This is a genomic window from Psychromarinibacter sp. S121 (assembly GCF_049801035.1).
Classification (GTDB): Bacteria; Pseudomonadota; Alphaproteobacteria; order Rhodobacterales; family Rhodobacteraceae; genus Psychromarinibacter.
Genome location: NZ_JBNAGE010000001.1, coordinates 174,458 through 193,565 on the forward strand (window position 1 = coordinate 174,458; position 19,108 = coordinate 193,565).

A 19,108-nucleotide genomic window follows, 5' to 3' on the forward strand; every position below is an offset into this window, starting at 1 on the left:
TTTGGTCCGGAAATATCCCCGCCGGAGGCAAGAAAACTAAAGGATCTCCAGCACCGCTTCGGGCGGACGGCCCAGGGCCGCGCGACCGTTGGCGAAGACCACCGGACGCTCGATCAGTTTCGGCGTGGCGGCCATCGCGGCGATCAGCGCCGCGTCGACGGTGTCCTTCGTCAGCCCCTGCGCCTTGAACTCGGCTTCCTTGGTCCGCATCAGCTTGATCGCCGGTACGCCCAGCAGATCCAGCACGTCGCGGATCTCTGCCTCGGTCGGCGCATCGTCGAGATAGCGGCGCTCGGTGATGTCGCAGCCCTTGTCCTGCAACAGCGCCAGCGTCTCGCGCGACTTGGTGCAGCGCGGGTTGTGCCAGATCGTGACCTTGGTCATAGCCAGTCCTTCCGGTTGGTGCCCACCGCCTCGGCGACCGAGGCGAAGCCCTCGCGCGCCAGCAGCGTGTCCAGACCGCGCGCGATATCGGCGGCCAGCGAAAGGCCGTGGAACACCATTGCGGTGTAAAGCTGCACCGCGCTGGCGCCGGCCCGGATCTTGGCAAAGGCCTGTTCCGCGCTGGCGATGCCGCCAACGCCGATCAGCGGCACCGCGCCGCCGGTCTCCTCGGACAACCGCGCCAGAACGCGGGTCGATTTCTCGAACAGCGGCGCGCCGGACAGGCCGCCGGTCTCGCCCTTGTGGGGGCTTCGCAGACCGTCGCGCGACAGGGTCGTGTTGGTGGCGATGATCGCGTCCAGCCCGGCCTCGATGGCGACGCCCGCAATCTCGGCGATCTCGGACTCGGTCAGGTCGGGCGCGATCTTCAGGAAAACCGGCACCCGCCGGGCCAGCGCGTCGCGGGTCTCGATCACACCGGCGAGCAGCCCTTTCAGCGCGGCGGCGCCCTGAAGGTCGCGCAGCTTCTCGGTGTTGGGAGACGACACGTTGACGGTCGCGAAGTCGATGTGCGGCCCCGCCACGCGCAGCACCTCGGCGAAGTCGCGGGCGCGGTCGGCGCTGTCCTTGTTCGCCCCAAGGTTCAGGCCGCGCGGGATGCCGGTCGGCGTGGCGGCAAGGCGGGCGGCAATCGCCTCGGCGCCGTCGTTGTTGAACCCGAAGCGGTTGATCGCGGCCCGGTCCTCGGTCAGCCGGAACAGGCGCGGCTTGGGGTTGCCCGGCTGCGGACGAGGCGTCGCGGCGCCCAGTTCCAGAAAGCCAAAGCCTGCGCGGGACAGCCCGGCGGTGGCAGTCGCGTTCTTGTCGAAGCCCGCCGCCAGACCGACGGGGTTCGGCAGCGCCATTCCTGCCAGCGTGGTCGCCAGACGGGGCGACGTGACGGGGCCGGGCAGGGGCGCCAGCCCGGACCGGACCGCCTGCAACGCCAGCCCGTGCGCCCGTTCGGGGTCGACGGCGCGCAGAAGCGGCAGGCCGATGCGTTCGAGAAGGCTCATACCATCTCTGCCGGGAACGTGTGGCTGCCGTCTTCCAGTGGCAGCGGCCAAGCCCAGACCACGTCGTCCAGCCGCAGCGGACGGTACAGGTGCGGGAACAGCGCGCCGCCTCGGGACGGCTCCCATTTCAGATCGTCGCCCAGCGTGTCGGCCTCGACCGCAGCCAGCCACATCCCCTCGACCCCGGCGAAGTGCTTCGCGGCGGTTTCGGCGGCCTGTTCGGCGGTCGAGAAGTGGATGTAGCCGTCGGTCAGGTCGATCGGCGCGCCGTTGGTCGAACCATCGGCCTGCAGCGCCTGCCATTCGGGGGTACGGAAAATCTTGTAGATCAGCATGGGGTCAGATGACCGCCAATTTCGCGCGGGTCAAGCGGCTGTAGGCCGGGGACGCGCGGGAATCGGCTTGTGCGCCGGTCCGCGATTGGATAGCCGGGGCGCTTTCTCAAAAGGGCGCGCGCCATGGCCTCCGACATTCTTTCGATAGACTTCGGCACCTCCAACTCCGCCGCCGCTGTGGCCGCAGGCAACGGCATTTACCGCATCCCCATCGAACATGGCGCCGAGACGCTGCCGACCGCCGTGTTCTTCCCGCTGAACGGCAACATGCGCATCGGCTCTGCCGCCGGTTCGGCGCTGATCGCGGGCGAAGAGGGTCGGTACATGCGGGCGCTGAAAAGCGTGCTGGGCCTGCCGCTGCTGCACGAACCCCGCGTGCTGGGCGGCGAGCGGCGCACGCTGGCCGATGTGATCGCCGTCTTTCTGGCCGAGGTGAAGACGCGGGCCGAGGCGGCGACGGGCATGACCTTCCGTCGCGCCCTGTCGGGCCGTCCGGTGCATTTCCATACTGCCGCACCGGAGAAGGACGCGCAGGCCGAGGCGGACCTCCGCGCCTGCTATGCCGCCGCCGGGTTCGACGAGGTGTCCTTCCTCCCCGAGCCCGAAGCGGCGGCGGTCGCCTGTCACGGCATGGGCGGCGGTGCGGGGCTGGGTCTGATCGTCGACATCGGCGGCGGCACCTCTGACTTCACCGTGTTCCGCGGCGGGGCCGACGGGGCCGAGATCCTTGCCAGCCACGGGATCCGGCTGGGCGGCACCGATTTCGACCACGCCGTATCGATGACCCATGCAATGCCGGTGCTGGGGCTGGGCGGCGAACTTCGGCGCGAGATGGGATCGGGTCTGCTGCCGGTGCCGCGTGCGCCATACGTCGACCTTGCGACATGGGCGAAGATCCCGTTCCTCTACACCGCCGAGACCCGGCGGATGGTGGCGGGCATGGTCCGGGCCGCGGTGGATCGCCCCGCGATGGCGCGGTTCGCCGAAGTGCTGGACCTCGAGCTTGGGCACGAACTGGCCTTCGCGGTGGAGCGGGGCAAGATCGGGGCCAATGGCGACAGCGGCGCGGGGCGGATCGCGATGGAGTTCATCGAGCCGGGCCTGTCGGTGCCGGTCACGGGCGAAACGCTGGACGCGGCGCTGGCCGAGAACCGCGCGGCGCTGCGAGGGGCCGCGGCAGAGACGCTTGCGCTGGCCGGAGTGTCCGCATCCGACATCAGCCGCGTGATCCTCGTCGGCGGATCGAGCCTGATGCGGTTCGTGTCGGACGAGGTGTCGGACCTGTGCCCGGACGCGGCGCTGCTGCGGTCCGAGGCGTTCACGGCGGTGGTCGACGGTCTTGCGCTGGCGGCGCGGTAGGCGCGGCGCGGCTCAGACCAGCCCGAGTTCGGCGTCGCTGGCGATGCGGTCGTACTTGTCGCGCGGCGGCATCGGACGGTCGGGCCAGTCGGGGTCGAAGGTAAAGCTCGACTTCGTGCGGCCGTCCGGCAGCGCGCCATTTCCGGCGCCGACGGCATAGTCGTAGTACAGTTTCACGATGCGGTCGTAGCTGACCTGCTGCGCCGCCGGGTGCGCAAGGCAGGCCTCCTGCCACGCGCGGACCCGCGTGTATTCGGGGCCGGGGGGAAGGTCGAAGCCTTCGTAATAGTCGAGGAACCAGAACCGCATCATCAGCGGGGTATAGACCGCCTCGGCCAGCCCGAACCGGTCGAACAGGAACGTGCCGCCCGGATTGTGGTGGTCGAGGAAGTCCGACAGCCACGCGTAATGCTCCAGCAGCGCGGCCTTCTTCGTCTCGGACGCGTCGCGGTCGCGGTTCATCACGTACAGGTAACCCGCCATCCCGAATGGCCCTTCGCGGGCGATCATCAGGCGTTCGATGGCGCGTTCATAGGCATCCTCGCGCGCCACCTTCGGGCCGCCAAGCGCCTCTTCGACATAGCGCAGGATGACAAGGCTTTCCTTCAGCACGCGGCCGTCGCCAAGGTCCATGATCGGCAAAGCCGTGGTGCCGCGCGACAGTTCCAGCAATGCGGGGTCGCGCGGCTTGGTGATGTCGACGACGCGAAACTCGATCGTGTCGCGCAGGCCTTTCAGCTCCAGCAGGATCTCCAGACGTTGCGAGAACGGGCAAACGGGTATGTGGTAGACGACCGGCTTGCCCATCGGGTCACTCGGTCGCGTCGTCCGCGCCGCTGATCTCGGCGGTGCTGGGGTCCAGCACGCCATCGTTCCACGTTCCCGTCGCAACCTCGCCCGAGGCGTACTGGATCGTGCCTTCACCCTGACGGCGGCCGTCCTCGAACTCGCCCTCATAAACGTCGCCGTTGAAGTAGATCGCGCGGCCCGTGCCTTCGATCTTGCCGCCGGCCCATTCGCCTTCGTAGGTGAAGCTCTCGTCGTCCTCGGTCTCGGGGTTGTCGGGGATGGTGATCTTGCCCATGCCCTCGCGCTGGCCGTTCACGAAGCCGCCTTCGTAGACGGTGCCGTCGGCATAGGTCGCGGTGCCCTGACCGTGCCGCTGACCGTCCTGCCACTCGCCGGTGTAGGTATAGCCATCGGTGTAGGTCATCGTGCCGGTGCCGTGGTTGCGGGCGTTCAGGAACGTGCCCTCGTAGACTAGACCGTTCGCGTATTCCGCGCGGCCTTCGCCCTCGATCACGCCACCGCGCCATTCGCCTTCATAGGACGAACCGTCGGGATAGATGATCCGGCCCTGACCGGCGGCCACGTCATCGCGGAACTCGCCCACGTAGATCGAGCCGTCGGGGTAAGTGACCTGACCCTCGCCCTCGATCCGGCCCGCGACCCACTCGCCAAGATAGGCGTAGCCGTCGGTGCCGTAGAACGTGCCCTGACCATGGCGGCGGTCGTTGAGGAACTGGCCCTCGTAGATGTCGCCGTTGGCATAGGTGACCTTGCCCTGTCCCTGCCGCTCGCCATTCACGAACTCGCCTTCGTAGACGTCGCCGTTGGGCTGGGTGAGGGTGCCGGTGCCGTTGATCTGGCCGCCGGACCATTCGCCTTCGTAGGTCAGGCTTTCGTCGGCTTCGGTCTCGGGGTTGTCGGCGGTGACAAGGCGGCCCTGGCCCTCGCGCTGACCGTCGACCAGTGTGCCGGTATAGACCGAGCCATCGGGGTAGGTGATGGTGCCTTCGCCCTGCTTCACGCCACCGACCCAAGTGCCTTCGTAGACATAGCCGTTGGGGCTTTCCATCCGGCCCTGACCGTCGTGCATCGCATCGACGAAACCGCCGGTGTAGGTCACGCCGTTGGCATAGACCGCGGTGCCCTGTCCGTTGATCTTGCCGTCGACCCAGTCACCTTCGTAGGTGCCGCCGTCGGCGAAGGTGATCTTGCCGAGGCCCGAGGGTTTGCCGGCCTCGAAGTTGCCTTCGTAGACGGACCCGTTGGGGAAGCGCGCCACGCCTTGACCGCGGATCTCTCCCTCGACCCATGCGCCGGTGTATTCGTAGCCGTTGGGCAGGCGGTAGGTGCCGGTGCCGTGCTGCTTGCCGTCCTGAAACGTGCCCTCGTAGACGCCGCCGTCTTCGTACTGTTTGACCTGAACGTCGCCGTCCTGCGCGAAGGCCGTCCCGGCCATCAGCAGGATCGCGCCGCTCAGCGCCAGAGTTTGAAAACGATTGTTCCGGTCGCGTTTAGCCCGGTAATTCTGCACCCTGCCTCCCATCGGACGGTTCACATCCCCGATCGTGTCGCCATGGGCGAAACCTAAAGGCTCACCATTGACCTAGCAACGCTTTTTGCCGCTATCGGCTTTCCATGGCCGAGTGTTCTGCTAAGACGCAACTCACGATGCGGAGAGTGATATGGCCGACAGGTTTCGTCTGACCCTGGCACAATTGAACCCGACTGTCGGGGCCATCGGCGACAATGTCGATGCCGCCCACGCGGCATGGTTGAAGGGCAAGGAGGCGGGCGCCGACATGGTGGCGCTGCCGGAAATGTTCGTGACCGGGTACCAGACGCAGGACCTTGTCATGAAGCCTGCGTTTCACCATCACGCGATGCAGGCGGTTGAGGCTTTGGCCGTCACCTGCGCCGACGGTCCCGCGCTGGGTATCGGCGGCCCGTGGGCCGAGGACGGCGCGCTGTTCAACGCATATTTCATCCTCAAGGGCGGCAAGATCGCCAGCAAGGTGCTGAAGCACAACCTGCCCAACGATCATGTCTTCGACGAGGTGCGCCTGTACGACGCCGGTCCGCTGGGCGGCCCCTATGCCGTCGGCAACACTCGCGTCGGCACGCCGATCTGCGAGGATGCGTGGCACCCCGAAGTGTCGGAAACGCTGGCCGAGACCGGGGCCGAGTTCCTTCTGGTCCCGAACGGCTCTCCCTACTATCGCGGCAAGCTTGAGACGCGGCTGAACCACATGGTCGGCCGCGTGGTCGAGACCGGGCTGCCGCTGATCTACCTGAACATGGTGGGCGGGCAGGACGACCAGATCTTCGACGGCGCGTCCTTCGCGCTGAACCCGCATGGCGAGCTGGCGATGCTGATGCCCGCCTTCGACGAGGAAATCCGCACCATCGAACTGGCGCGCGGCGACGAGGGCTGGCGCATCCTGCCGGCGGGCGAGACGCACCAGCCGGACGAGTGGGAGCAGGACTATCGCGCGATGGTGCAGGCCACCCGCGATTACTTCCGCAAGACCGGGTTCAAGAAGGCGCTGCTGGGCCTGTCGGGCGGCGTCGACTCGGCGTTGGTGGCGGCGGTCGCGGTGGATGCGCTGGGCGCCGACAACGTGCGCTGCGTGATGCTGCCCTCCGAGTACACCAGCCAGCATTCGCTTGAGGACGCCGAGACCGTCGCGAAGGCGCTGGGCTGCCGCTATGACTACGTCCCGATCAGCGGCCCGCGTGCGGCGGTGACCGAGTCGCTGGCGCCCCTGTTCGAGGGCACGACGCCGGATGTGACAGAGGAAAACGTCCAGTCCCGCCTGCGTGGCTTGCTGCTGATGGCGCTGTCCAACAAGTTCGGCGAAATGCTTCTGACCACCGGCAACAAGTCAGAGGTCGCGGTGGGCTACGCCACGATCTACGGCGATATGTCCGGCGGCTACAACCCGCTGAAAGACCTGTATAAAACCCGCGTGTTCGAGACCTGCCGCTGGCGCAACGCGAACCACCGCGACTGGATGATGGGCCCCGAGGGCGAGGTGATCACGCCCCGCGTCATCGACAAGCCGCCGTCGGCCGAACTGCGCGAGGATCAGAAGGACGAGGATTCGCTGCCGCCCTACGAGGATCTCGACCAGATCCTCGAGGCGCTGATCGACGACGAGAAATCAGTGGCCGAGGTCGTCGCCATGGGCTTCGAGCGCGACGTGGTGAAAAAGATCGAGAACCTGATTTACATCAGCGAATACAAGCGCTTCCAGTCCGCGCCCGGCGCACGCCTGACCAAGCGCAGCTTCTGGCTGGACCGACGCTATCCCATCGTGAACCGCTGGCGCGACCCCAGCTAATCGCCAAGCGGCAGGTGCGCCTCGTCGGGTGAAAGCGTTTCGCGCCGGGCGACGTCGAAAGCACCTTCCAGCAACCTGCGCAGCCGCCGGGGCTTGCGTGCTATCGCCATGCGGACGGCATCGGTGAGCATCTCTTCGTCCTTGAGGCGCTGGACCAGATTGTGCCCCTCGCCCCGGAAGATGAAATGGTGCAGGCGCGGGTCCTGCGGGAACCGTTGCCAGTGGATGCGCTCCAGCACGGTGTTGCCGTGAAGGACGAAGTAGTCCCTTTGACTGGGGTCCAAGGCTTCTACGGTCGGGAAGCGGAATTCTTTGATGCGGTCTCGCCATCGCGACCAACGCACTTCTTCGGGGACGTGAAGGCTGCTCATGGAATACTGCGGAGAAAACGCAATGACGCAATCGACACGGGTCAGTTGCGGCAGGTTCAGCGCCATGTATGCGCCCATGCTATTGCCAAGGCAGACGATGTCACGGATGGACAGCTGCTCGACCAGCGTCTCGATCTGCCTGACGAGTTCGCCAGAGTATGCGGCGTCGTTCAACCATGATCTGCGCCGCTCTGTGGCAAGCAAAACGTGGTTGCGACCTTGGTCCCAAGCGGTTCCCATGAATTCGAAAGGCGGCAGTTCCTTCGGCTGGGCACCAACACCTGCCAGTGACACCACCAGCCGATCCGACGTGCCCGCCATGTAGCTGATGCGGTGGTCACGGGTATCGACGAGGGGCCGGAGTTCGGCTGTTGCCAGAGGCTGCGACAAGCGGGACGCCTTGCGTGTCAGTGTGGGGTCTAGACTGTCATAGCGGGTTTCGACGTGCGGGCTCAAAGCAAATCCGCGGCGCGGGACGGTGCGGGGCGCACCCGTTGCAGCACGGTCGCCCCGACTGGCCGGAACGCGCATAAATCTGGCGTGATCGAAGGGTCACGGGGCGGTGGCCGGCCCCATATGCGGATGGCGGAAGCGCACAGCAACGAAAGCCGGGCCACCCTCCGCACCCCGATCCAACGGGGGCGGGTCCTGTCTCTTTCCCTCTGTCTTGCAGGTGTCCGGCACCCTGTGCGTTTCCGCACGTTCTTCGCGCCATGCTGCACGGAACTCTCGCTGTACGCACGACTTAAGGTGGTGAATGTTCAGCGGAAAGGAGATCCATTCATGACCGCACCGAAAATCACCATCGCCTTCTATTCCACCTATGGCACCAACCATCAGGTCGCGCTTGAAGCGAAGGCCGCCGCGGAAGCCGCCGGCGCCGAAGTCCGCCTGCGCCGCTTCGCCGAAACCGCCCCGAAAGAGGTGGTCGAGGGCCAGGAGGCCTGGAAAGCGCAGCTCGAAAAAACCAGCGATATCCCCGAAATCAGCCACGACGACATGGAATGGGCCGATGGCTATTTCTTCCTGTCGCCGACCCGCTACGGTCAGGCCGCCAGCCAGGTTCGGGCCTTCATCGACACGCTGGGTCCGCTGTGGCAGGCCGGCAAACTGGTCAACAAGACCTTCACCGCCACGACCAGCGCGCAGACCCTGCACGGCGGGCACGAGATGACCACGATGGGCCTTTACGTCTCGGCTATCCACTGGGGCGCGATCATCGTGACGCCGGGCTACACTGACCCGATCCTGTTCGAGACGGGCAACCCCTATGGCTATTCCGCCATCGCGGGCGAACTGCCCGAGAACGGCAAGAAAGCCATCGCGCATCAGGCCAAGCGGCTTGTCGAGATCACGGCGAAAATCGCCGCCTGATCCTCAGCTATCGGACAGCAGACTGTCCAATGCCCGCCGGGTTCGCACCGGCGGGCTTTTTTTTGTGCCCGGTGCGTCAGACGCGGGCCAGCTCGCAGGCGGGCAGCAGTTTCTCGACGGTCTGCATCTCGCACAGGCGCGTGCCCTCGGTGGTGCAGGCGGCGGCCGCTGCGGCCACGCCGAACCGCAGGCAGGCGGGCAGGGTCTCGCCCCGCGCCAGCGCAAGGGTGAACGCGCCGACGAAACTGTCGCCCGCGCCGACCTTGCTGACGACGTCCACGGTCGGCGACACGGCGTGCCATGCCTCGCTTTCGGTGGCCAGAACCGAACCGTCAGCCCCGCGCGCGATGATCACGATCCGCGCCGATCCGCGCATCACCAGTTCGCGGGCGAAGGCGGCTGTGTCTTCGCGGGTGGTCAGGGCGCGGCCTGCCAGTTCCTCGGCCTCGACATCGTCCATCCGCAGCACGTGGATCGCCTCGTAGGTGCCGCGCACGAGGTTGAACAGCGCAGGTCCAGAGGTGTCCACGATCAGCCGCGCGCCGCGCCCTTCAAGGTGCTGCGCGAGGATCGAGGGGAATTCCTTCGCCACGCCCGGCGGCTGGCTTCCCGACAGGACCACCAGCGTGCCGTCCGCCGCCGACTGGTCGATCGAGTTGATCCCGCGTTCCACGTCCGCCTCGCCCCAGATCGGGCCGGGCATGACAAATCGGTACTGCTCGTTCGTGGCCTGATCGGTCACGGAAAACGACAGCCGCGATTCGCCGGGGCCCTGAAACGCCACTGTGGGCACGCCTTCCAGCGCCAGAAGTTGCAGCAGCTGCGCGCCCGCGCCGCCGCCGATGGCGATCATCGCGGTGGCCTGTCCGCCTAGCTGCCGGACCGCCCGTGCGACGTTGATGCCGCCGCCGCCCGGGTCGATATGCGGCTCGGTGCAGCGCAGCTTGTGCTCGGCGAAGACCTGCGGCGAAGAGGTCGCGAAGTCGACGGTCGGGTTCAGGGTGACAGTGACGATATCGGTGCGCATGGAAACTCCTGCCGGGCGGTCGGGGCCGAGAGTGGACCGAGCCGCCCCGGCCCGCAAGCCATGCTCATTCCCACCAGCGGTCTATCGCGGCGATGTCGTCGTCAGACCACCCCAGATGATGCGCGATCTCATGCACCAGCACATGCGTCACCAGCGCGCCAAGCGCCACGTCGCCCCGGTCGATCCACTCGTCAAGGATCGGGCGGCGGAACAGCCAGACGGTATCCGGCTGCAACGGCTGATCGAAGCTGGATTTCTCGGTCAGGGGGATGCCGTCATAAAGGCCGGTCAGCGCGAAAGGATCCTCGATCCCGAGGTCCTCCAGCAAATCGTCGGGCGCGAAATCCTCGACCCGGATCGCGACATCGGTCACGGCGCGGGCGAACGGCGCGGGCAGGGCGGCAAACGCCGCATGGGCCAGTTGCTCGATCCGGTCGAGGTCGGGGGCGACAAGGTCTGCGGCGGTATCTGTCATGCGGCGGATAGTGGCGCGGGGTAGCGGCAGGGGAAAGAGGCATTCGGCCGATTGGGCGGGGCTGGGTCCGGTCGGGCATTCCGGCGAAAATGGCCGGTCCGGGGCGACAACTGGCGGGCGGATGCGGTACTCTGGTGGCCACGGGCGGGACCGGATGGGACAGGGGGCCGGGATGAGCGAGAACAAGACGCAGGCGACAGGCGCCGAAGTCGGCGATTTCCTCGACACGGTGGAACCGGAGCGCAAGCGCGACGAGGCCCGGCGTCTGGACGCCATCTTTCGCGAGGTCACGGGCTTCGCGCCGGTGATGTGGGGGCCGTCGATCGTGGGCTATGGCCGCTATCACTACGTCTACAAAAGCGGGCGCAAGGGCGATTTCCTCGCGACAGGCTTCAGCCCCCGCAAGGCGGCGCATTCGATCTACATCATGCCGGGCTATGCCGACTTCGGCGAAATCCTCGGCCGGCTGGGCAAGCACAAGATCGGCAAGTCCTGTCTTTACGTGAACAAGCTGGCCGATATCGACGAGGACGTTCTGCGGGAGTTGATCCGTGCCGGGCTGGCCGACCTTGCGACCCACTGGCCGGTCGAACCGACCTAGCCGGGCCGGGCGTCAGTCGATTTCCGACAGCAGTTCCGGCGCGGTGACCAGTTGCCGGACGCCGTGCGAGTGGGTTTCGTTGAACACGTTGCCCGCCTCGGCCCAGCGGTGCAGCGAACCGATGTCGAGTTTCATGCAGGCGGGACGGACCGACCACGTGACCTGAAGTGGCGAGCAGACCGACTGGGTGAAGGACGGCCCTGTGGTCGAGCCAAGAAAGACGACCGGTCGTCCGGTGCCGTCGGGCAGGGCGCGGGGCTGGTGCAGGCCGTGACGCACGGTGCCGGCATATGCGAAATCGGCGAAGTCGGCGGCGTCGGGATCGTTCACCACAAGAAACACCTGCGCCTCGACCCGCAGTTCCGGGTTGGCGCAGGTGTCGGACAGACACGCGCCCAGCCCTTCGCCGGGGCGGACGTCGCACGAGGAGAAGACCCAGTGAACCTCGATCGTGTCGCCGGGAACGACGCCGTGGAACGCGCCGTGCCCGTGGGTCGGATCCTCAAGTTCTTCCGGCGACAGTTCGGCGGTGCCATGACAGCGCCAGCCGCCGTGTTCGCCGTCGCCCGCCGGCAGGAAGAAGCCCGGACCCCGGTGTTCGGCGTTGGTGTGGGTGTGGATGTTGCACAGGTTCATCCGGGACGGCGGCGGCGCGGGTGACCAGACGCGGCGGTTCGCGCCTTCGGGGTTGCCGATGTCGCGCGGGGACTGCGGGCCGTAGCCATGGCAGATGTCCTGCGCCGCCGCGGGGGCGGCGAACAGGGCGAACAACAGGCAAAGCACGACGCGGCGCATCAGGACCTCCGGCTGCGGGACCGGCGCCGGAAAGACGCGACTCGCCCGCCTGCTCAACTAAGCGGCAAGCCATGAGCAAAGGGTGAACGGCACCGCCTTGGCGTGGCCCCGATGTGGACAAGCCCGCGGCCTTGTGACAGAGGAGCGCGCAAGGAGATCACGCGCCATGACCATCACCCGTTTCGCCCCGTCCCCCACGGGTTACATCCACATCGGCAACCTGCGCACGGCGCTGATGAACTACCTCATCGCGCGCAAGGCCGGCGGCACCTTCATCCTGCGGATCGACGACACCGATCCGGAGCGGTCGAAAGAGGAATACGTCGACGGCATCAAGCAGGATCTCGAGTGGCTGGGCCTGACGTGGGACCGCTTCGAGCGCCAGTCCGAGCGGCTGGACCGCTACGCCGAGGCGGCGGACGAACTGCGGGCGAAGGGCCGGTTCTACGAAGCGTTCGAGACGCCGACCGAACTGGACCTGAAGCGCAAGAAGCAACTGAACATGGGCAAGCCGCCGGTCTATGACCGCGCCGCGCTGGCGCTGTCGGACGACGAGAAGGCGAAGCTGCGCGCGGAACGCTCGGGCCACTGGCGGTTCAAGCTGGACCACGAGCGGATCGAGTGGGCGGACGGCATCCTTGGCGACATCTCGATCGACGCGGCTTCGGTTTCGGACCCGGTGCTGATCCGGGGCGACGGTCAGGTGCTGTACACGCTGGCGTCCGTGGTCGACGACATGGACATGGGCGTCACCAACATCGTCCGCGGCTCGGACCACGTGACCAACACCGCGACGCAGATCCAGATCATCGAGGCGCTGGGCGGCACCGCTCCGTCCTTCGCGCACCATTCGCTGCTGACCGGCCCGCAGGGCGAGGCGCTGTCCAAGCGCCTTGGCACTCTGGCGCTGCGCGACCTGCGCGAGCGTGGGGTCGAGCCGATGGCGCTGCTGTCGCTGATGGCGCGGCTGGGCTCGTCCGACCCGGTAGAGCTTCGCGGCTCGCTGGACGAACTGGTCGAGGGCTTCGACATCACCCGCTTCGGCTCTGCCCCGACGAAGTTCGACGTCGAGGACCTGTTCCCGCTGACCGCCCGCCATCTTGCGTCGCTGCCCTACGAGGCGGTCGCCGCCGACGTGCGCGCGCTGGGTGTTCCGGACGAATTGGCCGAGCAGTTCTGGAACGTCGTGCGCGAGAACATCACCGTCAAGGCGGACATGGCCGGCTGGTGGGATCTGTTCCGCAAGGGCGCGGAAGGGGCCGAACTTTCCGACGAGGACCGCGCATTTGTTGGCGAAGCCTTCGCGATGCTGCCGCCGCTGCCCTACACGCCCGAGACGTGGGGCGCATGGACGTCCGAGGTCAAGGAAAAGACCGGCCGCAAGGGCAAGCAGCTGTTCATGCCGCTGCGCCTTGCCATCACGGGCCGCGCGCGCGGCCCGGAAATGGCGGATGTGCTGCCGCTGTTGCAGACCGCTCCGAAGCTCTGAAACCGCGCTTGGGTAACAGGGGTCCCGGGCCAAGCCCGGGACTTTGTGTTTCGGGCCGTCAGCCCAGCTTCGCGATCATCACGCCGTTCGGACCCAGCGCAAGCTTTCCGCCAGTCACCTCTGCCGCTTCCGACAGAAGCGGTTCGGCCTTGCCCGGCAGCGTGTAGCTTGCCTTGTCGCCCGACAGGTTGAAGACGCACAGGATGTCGTCTCCACGCGTGTAGGCCAGCACCGGCTCTTTTGCATCCAGGAACGTTTGCGGTCCGGTCCGCAGCGAAGGCTCTGCGTTCCGGAGGGCTAGCATCGCCTTGTAGAATGTCAGCACGCTGTTTTCGCCCTGCTGCGCAACACCGCGATCCAGTTGCGGCTGTTTCACCGGCAACCACGTCTTGTTCGCGGTCGAGAAGCCTCCGTTCGACGCCTTGCCGTCCCACACCATCGGCGTGCGGCAGCCGTCGCGGCCTTTCACCTCGGGCCAGAAGTTGATGCCGTCGAGGTCAGTCAGCTCGTGGTATTCCAGCTCTGTCTCGACCTGCCCCAGCTCCTCGCCCTGGTACATGCAGACCGAGCCCTCGAAGGTCAGCAGCAGCCCAGCCGCGACCTTGGCGACCGAGGCGGTCGTGGGCCCGTGTTCGGTCCACCGTGACACGTGGCGCATCACGTCGTGGTTCGAGAAAGCCCAGCACGGCCAGCCATCGGGCGCGCCCTTGAAGAAGGCCTCGATCCGCGAGCGGAAGAACTCGGCCGAGAAGGGCGGGCCGAGCAGTTCGAACGAATAGGCCATGTGCAGCCGTTGGCCGCGCGTGTACTGGCCCATCAGGTCGATGGAATGATGGCTGTCGCCAACTTCGCCCACCATGGCGCGGGCGTCGTATTCGTCCAGTAGCGCACGCATCCGCTTGAGATAATCAAGGTTGTCGGGCTGGTTCTTGGAATGCAGGTGATACTGCATGTCGTAGGGCTTGTTCGCCGGGCTGTCGCGTTTCACCGGGTCCGCCGGGTCGTCGGGCAGGCGGGCGTCGTGGAAATAGTAGTTCACCGTGTCCAGCCGGAACCCGTCGACGCCGCGGTCCAGCCAGAAGCGCATGTTGTCGAGGTGGAAGTCCTGGACCTCGGGGTTGTGGAAGTTGAAGTCCGGCTGCTCCTTGGCGAAGTTGTGGAAGTAATACTGCCGCCGCCGCGTGTCCCATTCCCACGCCGGACCGCCGAAGATCCCTTGCCAGTTGTTCGGGACAGACCCGTCCGGCTTGGGATCGGACCACACGAACCAATCCGCCTTGGGGTTGTCGCGCGAGCTGCGGGATTCCTCGAAAGCCGGGTGCTGGTCCGCGCAATGCGACAGCACCTGGTCGATGATCACCTTCAGGCCAAGGTCATGCGCCACCTGCACCATGGCGTCGAAATCCTCGAGCGTGCCGAAGACTGGATCTACCCCGAGATAGTCGGCAACGTCGTAGCCCATATCGCGCATCGGAGAGGTGAAGAACGGGCTCAGCCAGATCGCGTCGACGCCAAGGTCGGCCACGTAAGGCAGGCGTTCGGTGATGCCGGGCAGGTCGCCCACACCGTCGCCGTTGCTGTCCATGAAGGAGCGCGGGTAGATCTGGTAGGTGACGGATCCGCGCCACCAGTTCTCATCGGTCATCGCTGTCTCTTTCCAGACCGCCGCGGTGGGATTCATTCGGATTCCCCGTGGGATACGGGCGGTGTCAGGTTCGAGACAAAAGGAAACCGAAGCGCCGATCAACCGCGGATGCACAGCGCCGTTCAGTTTTGCGTGAAAGCGCCGGGGCTCCGCCTTTGAAACGGGCGTGACCGGAACGGTCAGAGACGGCGGGCGGTGGGAGGAAATGGTGGAGCCGATCGGGATCGAACCGACGACCTCGTCATTGCGAACGACGCGCTCTCCCAACTGAGCTACGGCCCCACTGGCGCGCTATGTGTCGGTTTTCGGGGGCGGTGTCAAGCGGTGCGGGCGCCGCTGTCGGGGCCACGTGGCAAGGCCAGAAAGGGTCAGTCTTCGTTGGCCCGCGCGCGGACTGCTTCGTCGTCCCAGACGATGAAGAACTCCCACAGACAGAACAGCCCGATGACCGCGAAAATGGCCGCCCAGCCGGGGTGGCCCATTGCCAGTTCCAGACCGCCCCAGCCAAGACAGGCCGCCTCCGTCCCGACGCGCCGCCAGACGGGAAGAAAAAACGGGTGTTGCAGGTCGAAGAACTGTCTCATGCCGCCGTTCTACAGTGCCGCGACGGCCGACGCCATCGGGCTGTAAATGCACATCCGCCAGGGGGGGGCACGCCCAGGCGGGTGTGCGGACATGCCGTATCCATGCGAAAACCCTATGTAATTCCGGTGAGGCCGAGCACGACCCGGAAATTTGCTTTCAATTCAATGTTTTTTGTCTCATTTTCCTTGCCTGGGGGCGATTTTAACGCATGTTCTAACGGCGATAATGCCGGGGTTAGGATTGTCTGTGTCTCACGACGAGAATTTGCGCACCCGTCTCAGGGTGGGCACGCGGGAAGAACACGAAGCGCTGGATGCAAGGCTGTCGGAACTGGATCTTCGGTCCCCCGACGGTCTGTCGCGTTTCCTGCAGTTGCAGGCGGCAGCGCTGCCCTGCATCCGCATCTCTGAGGGCGTGGCGCGCTCGGCGGACCTTGCGGACGATCTGCTTGCCTGCCTGCGGCTGGACCTTGCGGTGCTGGGCGTCGACGAATTGCCGGGTGGCCCGGTGGTCGAGGTGCATGCACTTGCGATGGATTACGTCGTGCTTGGCTCGCGGCTGGGAACGGCGGTGCTGCGCCGGCACTGGGCCGATGCGGCCGACCCGTTGGTGCAGCGGGCCAGCCGATATTTCGACACCCCCGCCCGGCCCGATCTGTGGCGCGCTTTCTGCGTCGAGACCGGAGAGATGGCGGGAGAAGGCGACTTTGCGGACCGCATGGTGCGCGACGTGCGTGCGCTTTTCACACTTTACGATGACTGCGCAGGTATGGCGCTGAAGGCAGGACGACCCATCGATGAATTCACCTGATCGCGGTGCGACCGAGTTCGCAGTAGATCTGACCAACTGCGATCGCGAGCCGATCCATGTGCTTGGCCGGGTGCAGTCCTACGGCTGTCTTCTTGCGGTGTCTCCGGACTGGTTCGTGGCGCATCTTTCGGCGAACTGCCAGGACATGCTGGGTCTCGACCCCGACGCCGTTCTGGGTGTGCCGCTGACTGAATTCCTGCCCATGCAGACCGTCCACCTGCTGCGATCCAAGCTGCAGCTTCTCGACGCTGGCGACAGCGTGGGCCGGATCTTTGCTCTGGACGTGTTCGAAGACGGCCGCCTGTTCGACGCGTCACTGCACAGGTCCGGGCATTTCTACATCTTCGAGTTCGAGCCCCGCGCCGGAGACGCGGCCGACGGCAGCGAAATGGCGATGGTGCAGGGTCTGATTTCCCGCGTGCAGCGCAATCGCACGGTCGAGGAAATGGCGCATGACGCGGCCCGCGGTCTGAAAGCGCTGATCGGTATCGACCGGGTCATGGTCTACCGGTTCGAAGAGGACGACAGCGGCACGGTCATCGCCGAGGCGCGGGAACCGCAGCTGGAGTCGTACCTCGGCCTGCACTACCCGGCGAGCGACATCCCGAAGCAGGCGCGCGAGCTTTACACCCGCAGCCCGCTGCGGCTGATCGCCGATGTGAACGACACGCCCTCGCCGGTGGTTCCCGCGGTCGGTCCCGACGGCAAGCCGCTGGACCTGTCTTTGGCGGCGACGCGGGCGGTAAGCCCGATCCATCTGGAATACCTGCGCAACATGGGCGTGGGGGCGTCGCTTTCGGTGTCGATCCTGCGGCGTGGCAAGCTGTGGGGCCTGTTCGCCTGCCACCACTATTCGCCGTTCTACATCGGCTACGACCTGCGCAGCGCCGTCGAGTTGTTCGCGCAGCTGTTCAACTACGAGCTGGCACAGGCCGAGACCGATGCCGAACTGGCCGAGATCGACCGCGCGCGGGGGATGCACGACCGCGTTCTGGCGCAGATGTCCGACGGTCAGGACCTGATGGACACGTTCGATTTCGTCGCGCGCGAGATGGCTGACGTGATCCCTTTCGACGGTATCGCCATCTTCTCGAACGGCCACTACCGCGCACGGGGTCTGGCGCCGACCGAGGAAGAGTTTCTTGGACTGGCGCGGTTCCTGAACACCGCGCAGATGAGCCAAGTCTACGCCACCGACTGCATCTCTGAACGTTACCCGCGTGGCGCGGATTTCTCAGAGCGCGCGGCGGGTCTGCTGGCGCTGCCGATCTCGCGCTCTCCGCGCGACTATATCGTGCTGTTCCGGCAGGAAGTGGCGCGGACGGTGACATGGGCCGGCAACCCGGAGAAACCGGCGGAGCTTGGGCCGAATGGTGTACGGCTTACCCCGCGCAAGAGCTTCGAGGCGTGGCAGGAGGTCGTGAAGGGCCACAGCGCCGCGTGGAAACCGGGCGAACGCCGGGCGGCGGATACGTTGCGGGTGACGCTTCTGGAGATCGTTCTGAAGCTGACCGACGAGGCGGCGGACGCGCGTCAGAAGGCGAACGACCAGCAGGAACTGCTGATTGCCGAACTGAACCACCGGGTGCGCAATATCCTGAACCTGATCCGTGGCCTTGTGAGCCAGGGCAAGGGCGATGCGACGAATATCGAGGCCTACGGTCAGGTGCTGGACGCCCGCATCCATGCGCTTGCGCGCGCGCACGACCAGTTGACGCAGAAGGAATGGCACTGGGTCTCGCTAAAGTCGCTGATCCGGACCGAGGTGCGCGCCTTCCTGTCGGAAAAGGCCGAACGGGTGCACATTCAGGGTCCGGACGTCGACCTGTCGCCGACGGCGTTCACCACGATGGCGCTGGTGGTGCACGAACTGGTGACCAACTCTGCGAAGTATGGCGCGCTCAGCGATAGCTCTGGCTCGGTCGAGATCCTCATCACGCAGCGCCCCGATGGTGGCGCCGAATTGGGGTGGCGCGAGAAAGGCGGCCCACCGGTGCAGGCGCCCACCCGCAAAGGGTTCGGCACCACGATTATCGAACGCTCGGTGCCGTTCGAGCTGAAGGGCACTGCGCATGTCGAGTACAAGGTGACGGGCCTTGAGGCTCAGTTCGGCATCCCGACGGCGCATGCCGAACCTGCCGAAGCGCAAGCCGATGGCGATGCTGGCGACACCACGGACGCACCTGTGCCAAGCGGTCGCCTGACCGGTCCCGCGATGGTGGTTGAGGACAACATGATCATCGCGATGGACGCGGCCGACATGCTTGAACATCTTGGCGCGTCTTCGGTGCGCACGGTGGCGGGCGTGGCCGACGCGCTGAAGGCGCTGGACGATACCGTCCCAGTGTTCGCCCTTGTTGACGTGAACCTTGGTGACGAGAATTCGCTGCCGATCGCGGAACGGTGCCGCGAACTGGGCGTGAAATTCGCGCTGGCGACCGGCTATGGCGCCAGCGACGACATCGTCGAGTCCTTCCCGGACGTGCCGATCCTCAAGAAGCCCTACACCATCGAACATATCGGCGAGGCACTGGCAGAGCTTTTCTGACCTCTGCCACGACAACGCGAATCTTCCGGCGCTGGCCGGAACCGATCAAAGCCGCCGGCGAAATGCCCGGCGGCTTTTTCGTTTCGCGGTGCGTTCGGAGTCGCCCTGCCAAATAGCGCGCCGCG

The 19,108-nt window shown here is 66.1% G+C and carries 18 protein-coding genes and 1 tRNA gene; 7 read left to right on the forward strand and 12 right to left on the reverse strand.

Annotated features, from left to right (window positions below):
- Window positions 1-36 precede the first annotated feature (36 nt).
- From arsC to ACP156_RS00880, 3 genes are read right to left on the reverse strand one after another with little or no spacing between them, the layout of a single operon-like run.
- Window positions 37-384 carry an arsenate reductase (glutaredoxin) gene (gene arsC / locus ACP156_RS00870; protein WP_425049395.1) on the reverse strand — a complete coding sequence of 116 codons (348 nt, stop codon included), beginning with the start codon at window positions 382-384 and terminating at the stop codon, window positions 37-39.
- Window positions 381-1,439 (reverse strand): quinone-dependent dihydroorotate dehydrogenase, encoded by a 1,059-nt coding sequence (locus ACP156_RS00875; RefSeq protein ID WP_425049396.1) that lies wholly within the window; start codon window positions 1,437-1,439, stop codon window positions 381-383. The genes arsC and ACP156_RS00875 overlap by 4 nt, the downstream gene beginning before the upstream one ends.
- The gene (locus ACP156_RS00880) at window positions 1,436-1,774 is read right to left on the reverse strand and encodes a DUF952 domain-containing protein (RefSeq protein WP_425049397.1); all 339 of its coding nucleotides are present in this window, start codon (window positions 1,772-1,774) and stop codon (window positions 1,436-1,438) included. The genes ACP156_RS00875 and ACP156_RS00880 overlap by 4 nt, the downstream gene beginning before the upstream one ends.
- Before the next feature lie 123 nt (window positions 1,775-1,897).
- Between ACP156_RS00880 and ACP156_RS00885 the strand changes: the two genes are divergently transcribed.
- Window positions 1,898-3,133 carry an Hsp70 family protein gene (locus ACP156_RS00885; protein WP_425049398.1) on the forward strand — a complete coding sequence of 412 codons (1,236 nt, stop codon included), beginning with the start codon at window positions 1,898-1,900 and terminating at the stop codon, window positions 3,131-3,133.
- A gap of 12 nt (window positions 3,134-3,145) precedes the next feature.
- Here ACP156_RS00885 and ACP156_RS00890 read toward each other — a convergent pair whose 3' ends face one another.
- Together ACP156_RS00890 and ACP156_RS00895 are read right to left on the reverse strand one after the other, a co-directional pair.
- The gene (locus tag ACP156_RS00890; RefSeq protein WP_425049399.1) at window positions 3,146-3,940 is read right to left on the reverse strand and encodes a glutathione S-transferase family protein; all 795 of its coding nucleotides are present in this window, start codon (window positions 3,938-3,940) and stop codon (window positions 3,146-3,148) included.
- Between the two features lie 4 nt (window positions 3,941-3,944).
- Window positions 3,945-5,465: a 2-isopropylmalate synthase gene (locus tag ACP156_RS00895; protein ID WP_425050799.1), complete on the reverse strand. Its 1,521-nt coding sequence runs from the start codon at window positions 5,463-5,465 to the stop codon at window positions 3,945-3,947.
- Between the two features lie 139 nt (window positions 5,466-5,604).
- On the opposite strand from ACP156_RS00895, the gene ACP156_RS00900 reads away from it, so the two are divergent.
- Window positions 5,605-7,263: an NAD+ synthase gene (locus ACP156_RS00900; protein WP_425049400.1), complete on the forward strand. Its 1,659-nt coding sequence runs from the start codon at window positions 5,605-5,607 to the stop codon at window positions 7,261-7,263.
- Here ACP156_RS00900 and ACP156_RS00905 read toward each other — a convergent pair.
- Entirely contained in the window at window positions 7,260-8,024 is a 765-nt protein-coding gene (locus ACP156_RS00905; protein WP_425049401.1) for a hypothetical protein, read from the reverse strand. The two genes, ACP156_RS00900 and ACP156_RS00905, sit on opposite strands and share 4 nt — an antisense overlap.
- Window positions 8,025-8,417: 393 nt before the next feature.
- Between ACP156_RS00905 and ACP156_RS00910 the strand changes: the two genes are divergently transcribed.
- On the forward strand, window positions 8,418-9,008 hold the full coding sequence (locus ACP156_RS00910) for an NAD(P)H-dependent oxidoreductase (protein WP_425049402.1): 591 nt from the start codon (window positions 8,418-8,420) through the stop codon (window positions 9,006-9,008).
- 76 nt (window positions 9,009-9,084) lie between these two features.
- On the opposite strand, the gene ACP156_RS00915 is transcribed toward ACP156_RS00910, so the two are convergent.
- Together ACP156_RS00915 and ACP156_RS00920 are read right to left on the reverse strand one after the other, a co-directional pair.
- Window positions 9,085-10,035 (reverse strand): 1-phosphofructokinase family hexose kinase, encoded by a 951-nt coding sequence (locus tag ACP156_RS00915; RefSeq protein WP_425049403.1) that lies wholly within the window; start codon window positions 10,033-10,035, stop codon window positions 9,085-9,087.
- A 64-nt stretch (window positions 10,036-10,099) separates the two neighbouring features.
- On the reverse strand, window positions 10,100-10,510 hold the full coding sequence (locus tag ACP156_RS00920) for a metallopeptidase family protein (protein WP_425049404.1): 411 nt from the start codon (window positions 10,508-10,510) through the stop codon (window positions 10,100-10,102).
- Window positions 10,511-10,682: 172 nt separating this feature from the next.
- On the opposite strand from ACP156_RS00920, the gene ACP156_RS00925 reads away from it, so the two are divergent.
- Window positions 10,683-11,111: a DUF1801 domain-containing protein gene (locus ACP156_RS00925; protein ID WP_425049405.1), complete on the forward strand. Its 429-nt coding sequence runs from the start codon at window positions 10,683-10,685 to the stop codon at window positions 11,109-11,111.
- 12 nt (window positions 11,112-11,123) lie between these two features.
- On the opposite strand, the gene ACP156_RS00930 is transcribed toward ACP156_RS00925, so the two are convergent.
- Entirely contained in the window at window positions 11,124-11,906 is a 783-nt protein-coding gene (locus tag ACP156_RS00930) for a delta-class carbonic anhydrase (RefSeq protein WP_425049406.1), read from the reverse strand.
- 166 nt (window positions 11,907-12,072) lie between these two features.
- Between ACP156_RS00930 and gltX the strand changes: the two genes are divergently transcribed.
- Window positions 12,073-13,395, forward strand: coding sequence for a glutamate--tRNA ligase (gene gltX, locus ACP156_RS00935; RefSeq protein WP_425049407.1), 1,323 nt, complete (start codon window positions 12,073-12,075; stop codon window positions 13,393-13,395).
- Window positions 13,396-13,453: 58 nt separating this feature from the next.
- On the opposite strand, the gene ACP156_RS00940 is transcribed toward gltX, so the two are convergent.
- The 3 genes from ACP156_RS00940 to ACP156_RS00950 all read right to left on the reverse strand — a co-directional run bounded on the left by ACP156_RS00940 (window position 13,454) and on the right by ACP156_RS00950 (window position 15,624).
- The gene (locus ACP156_RS00940; RefSeq protein WP_425049408.1) at window positions 13,454-15,076 is read right to left on the reverse strand and encodes an alpha-glucosidase; all 1,623 of its coding nucleotides are present in this window, start codon (window positions 15,074-15,076) and stop codon (window positions 13,454-13,456) included.
- 170 nt (window positions 15,077-15,246) lie between these two features.
- Window positions 15,247-15,322, reverse strand: a tRNA-Ala gene (locus ACP156_RS00945).
- Window positions 15,323-15,408: 86 nt separating this feature from the next.
- Window positions 15,409-15,624, reverse strand: coding sequence for a hypothetical protein (locus ACP156_RS00950; protein WP_425049409.1), 216 nt, complete (start codon window positions 15,622-15,624; stop codon window positions 15,409-15,411).
- Window positions 15,625-15,865: 241 nt separating this feature from the next.
- On the opposite strand from ACP156_RS00950, the gene ACP156_RS00955 reads away from it, so the two are divergent.
- Window positions 15,866-16,435 carry a biliverdin-producing heme oxygenase gene (locus ACP156_RS00955; RefSeq protein WP_425049410.1) on the forward strand — a complete coding sequence of 190 codons (570 nt, stop codon included), beginning with the start codon at window positions 15,866-15,868 and terminating at the stop codon, window positions 16,433-16,435.
- Window positions 16,422-18,983 carry an HWE histidine kinase domain-containing protein gene (locus tag ACP156_RS00960; protein WP_425049411.1) on the forward strand — a complete coding sequence of 854 codons (2,562 nt, stop codon included), beginning with the start codon at window positions 16,422-16,424 and terminating at the stop codon, window positions 18,981-18,983. The genes ACP156_RS00955 and ACP156_RS00960 overlap by 14 nt, the downstream gene beginning before the upstream one ends.
- Window positions 18,984-19,108 lie beyond the last annotated feature (125 nt).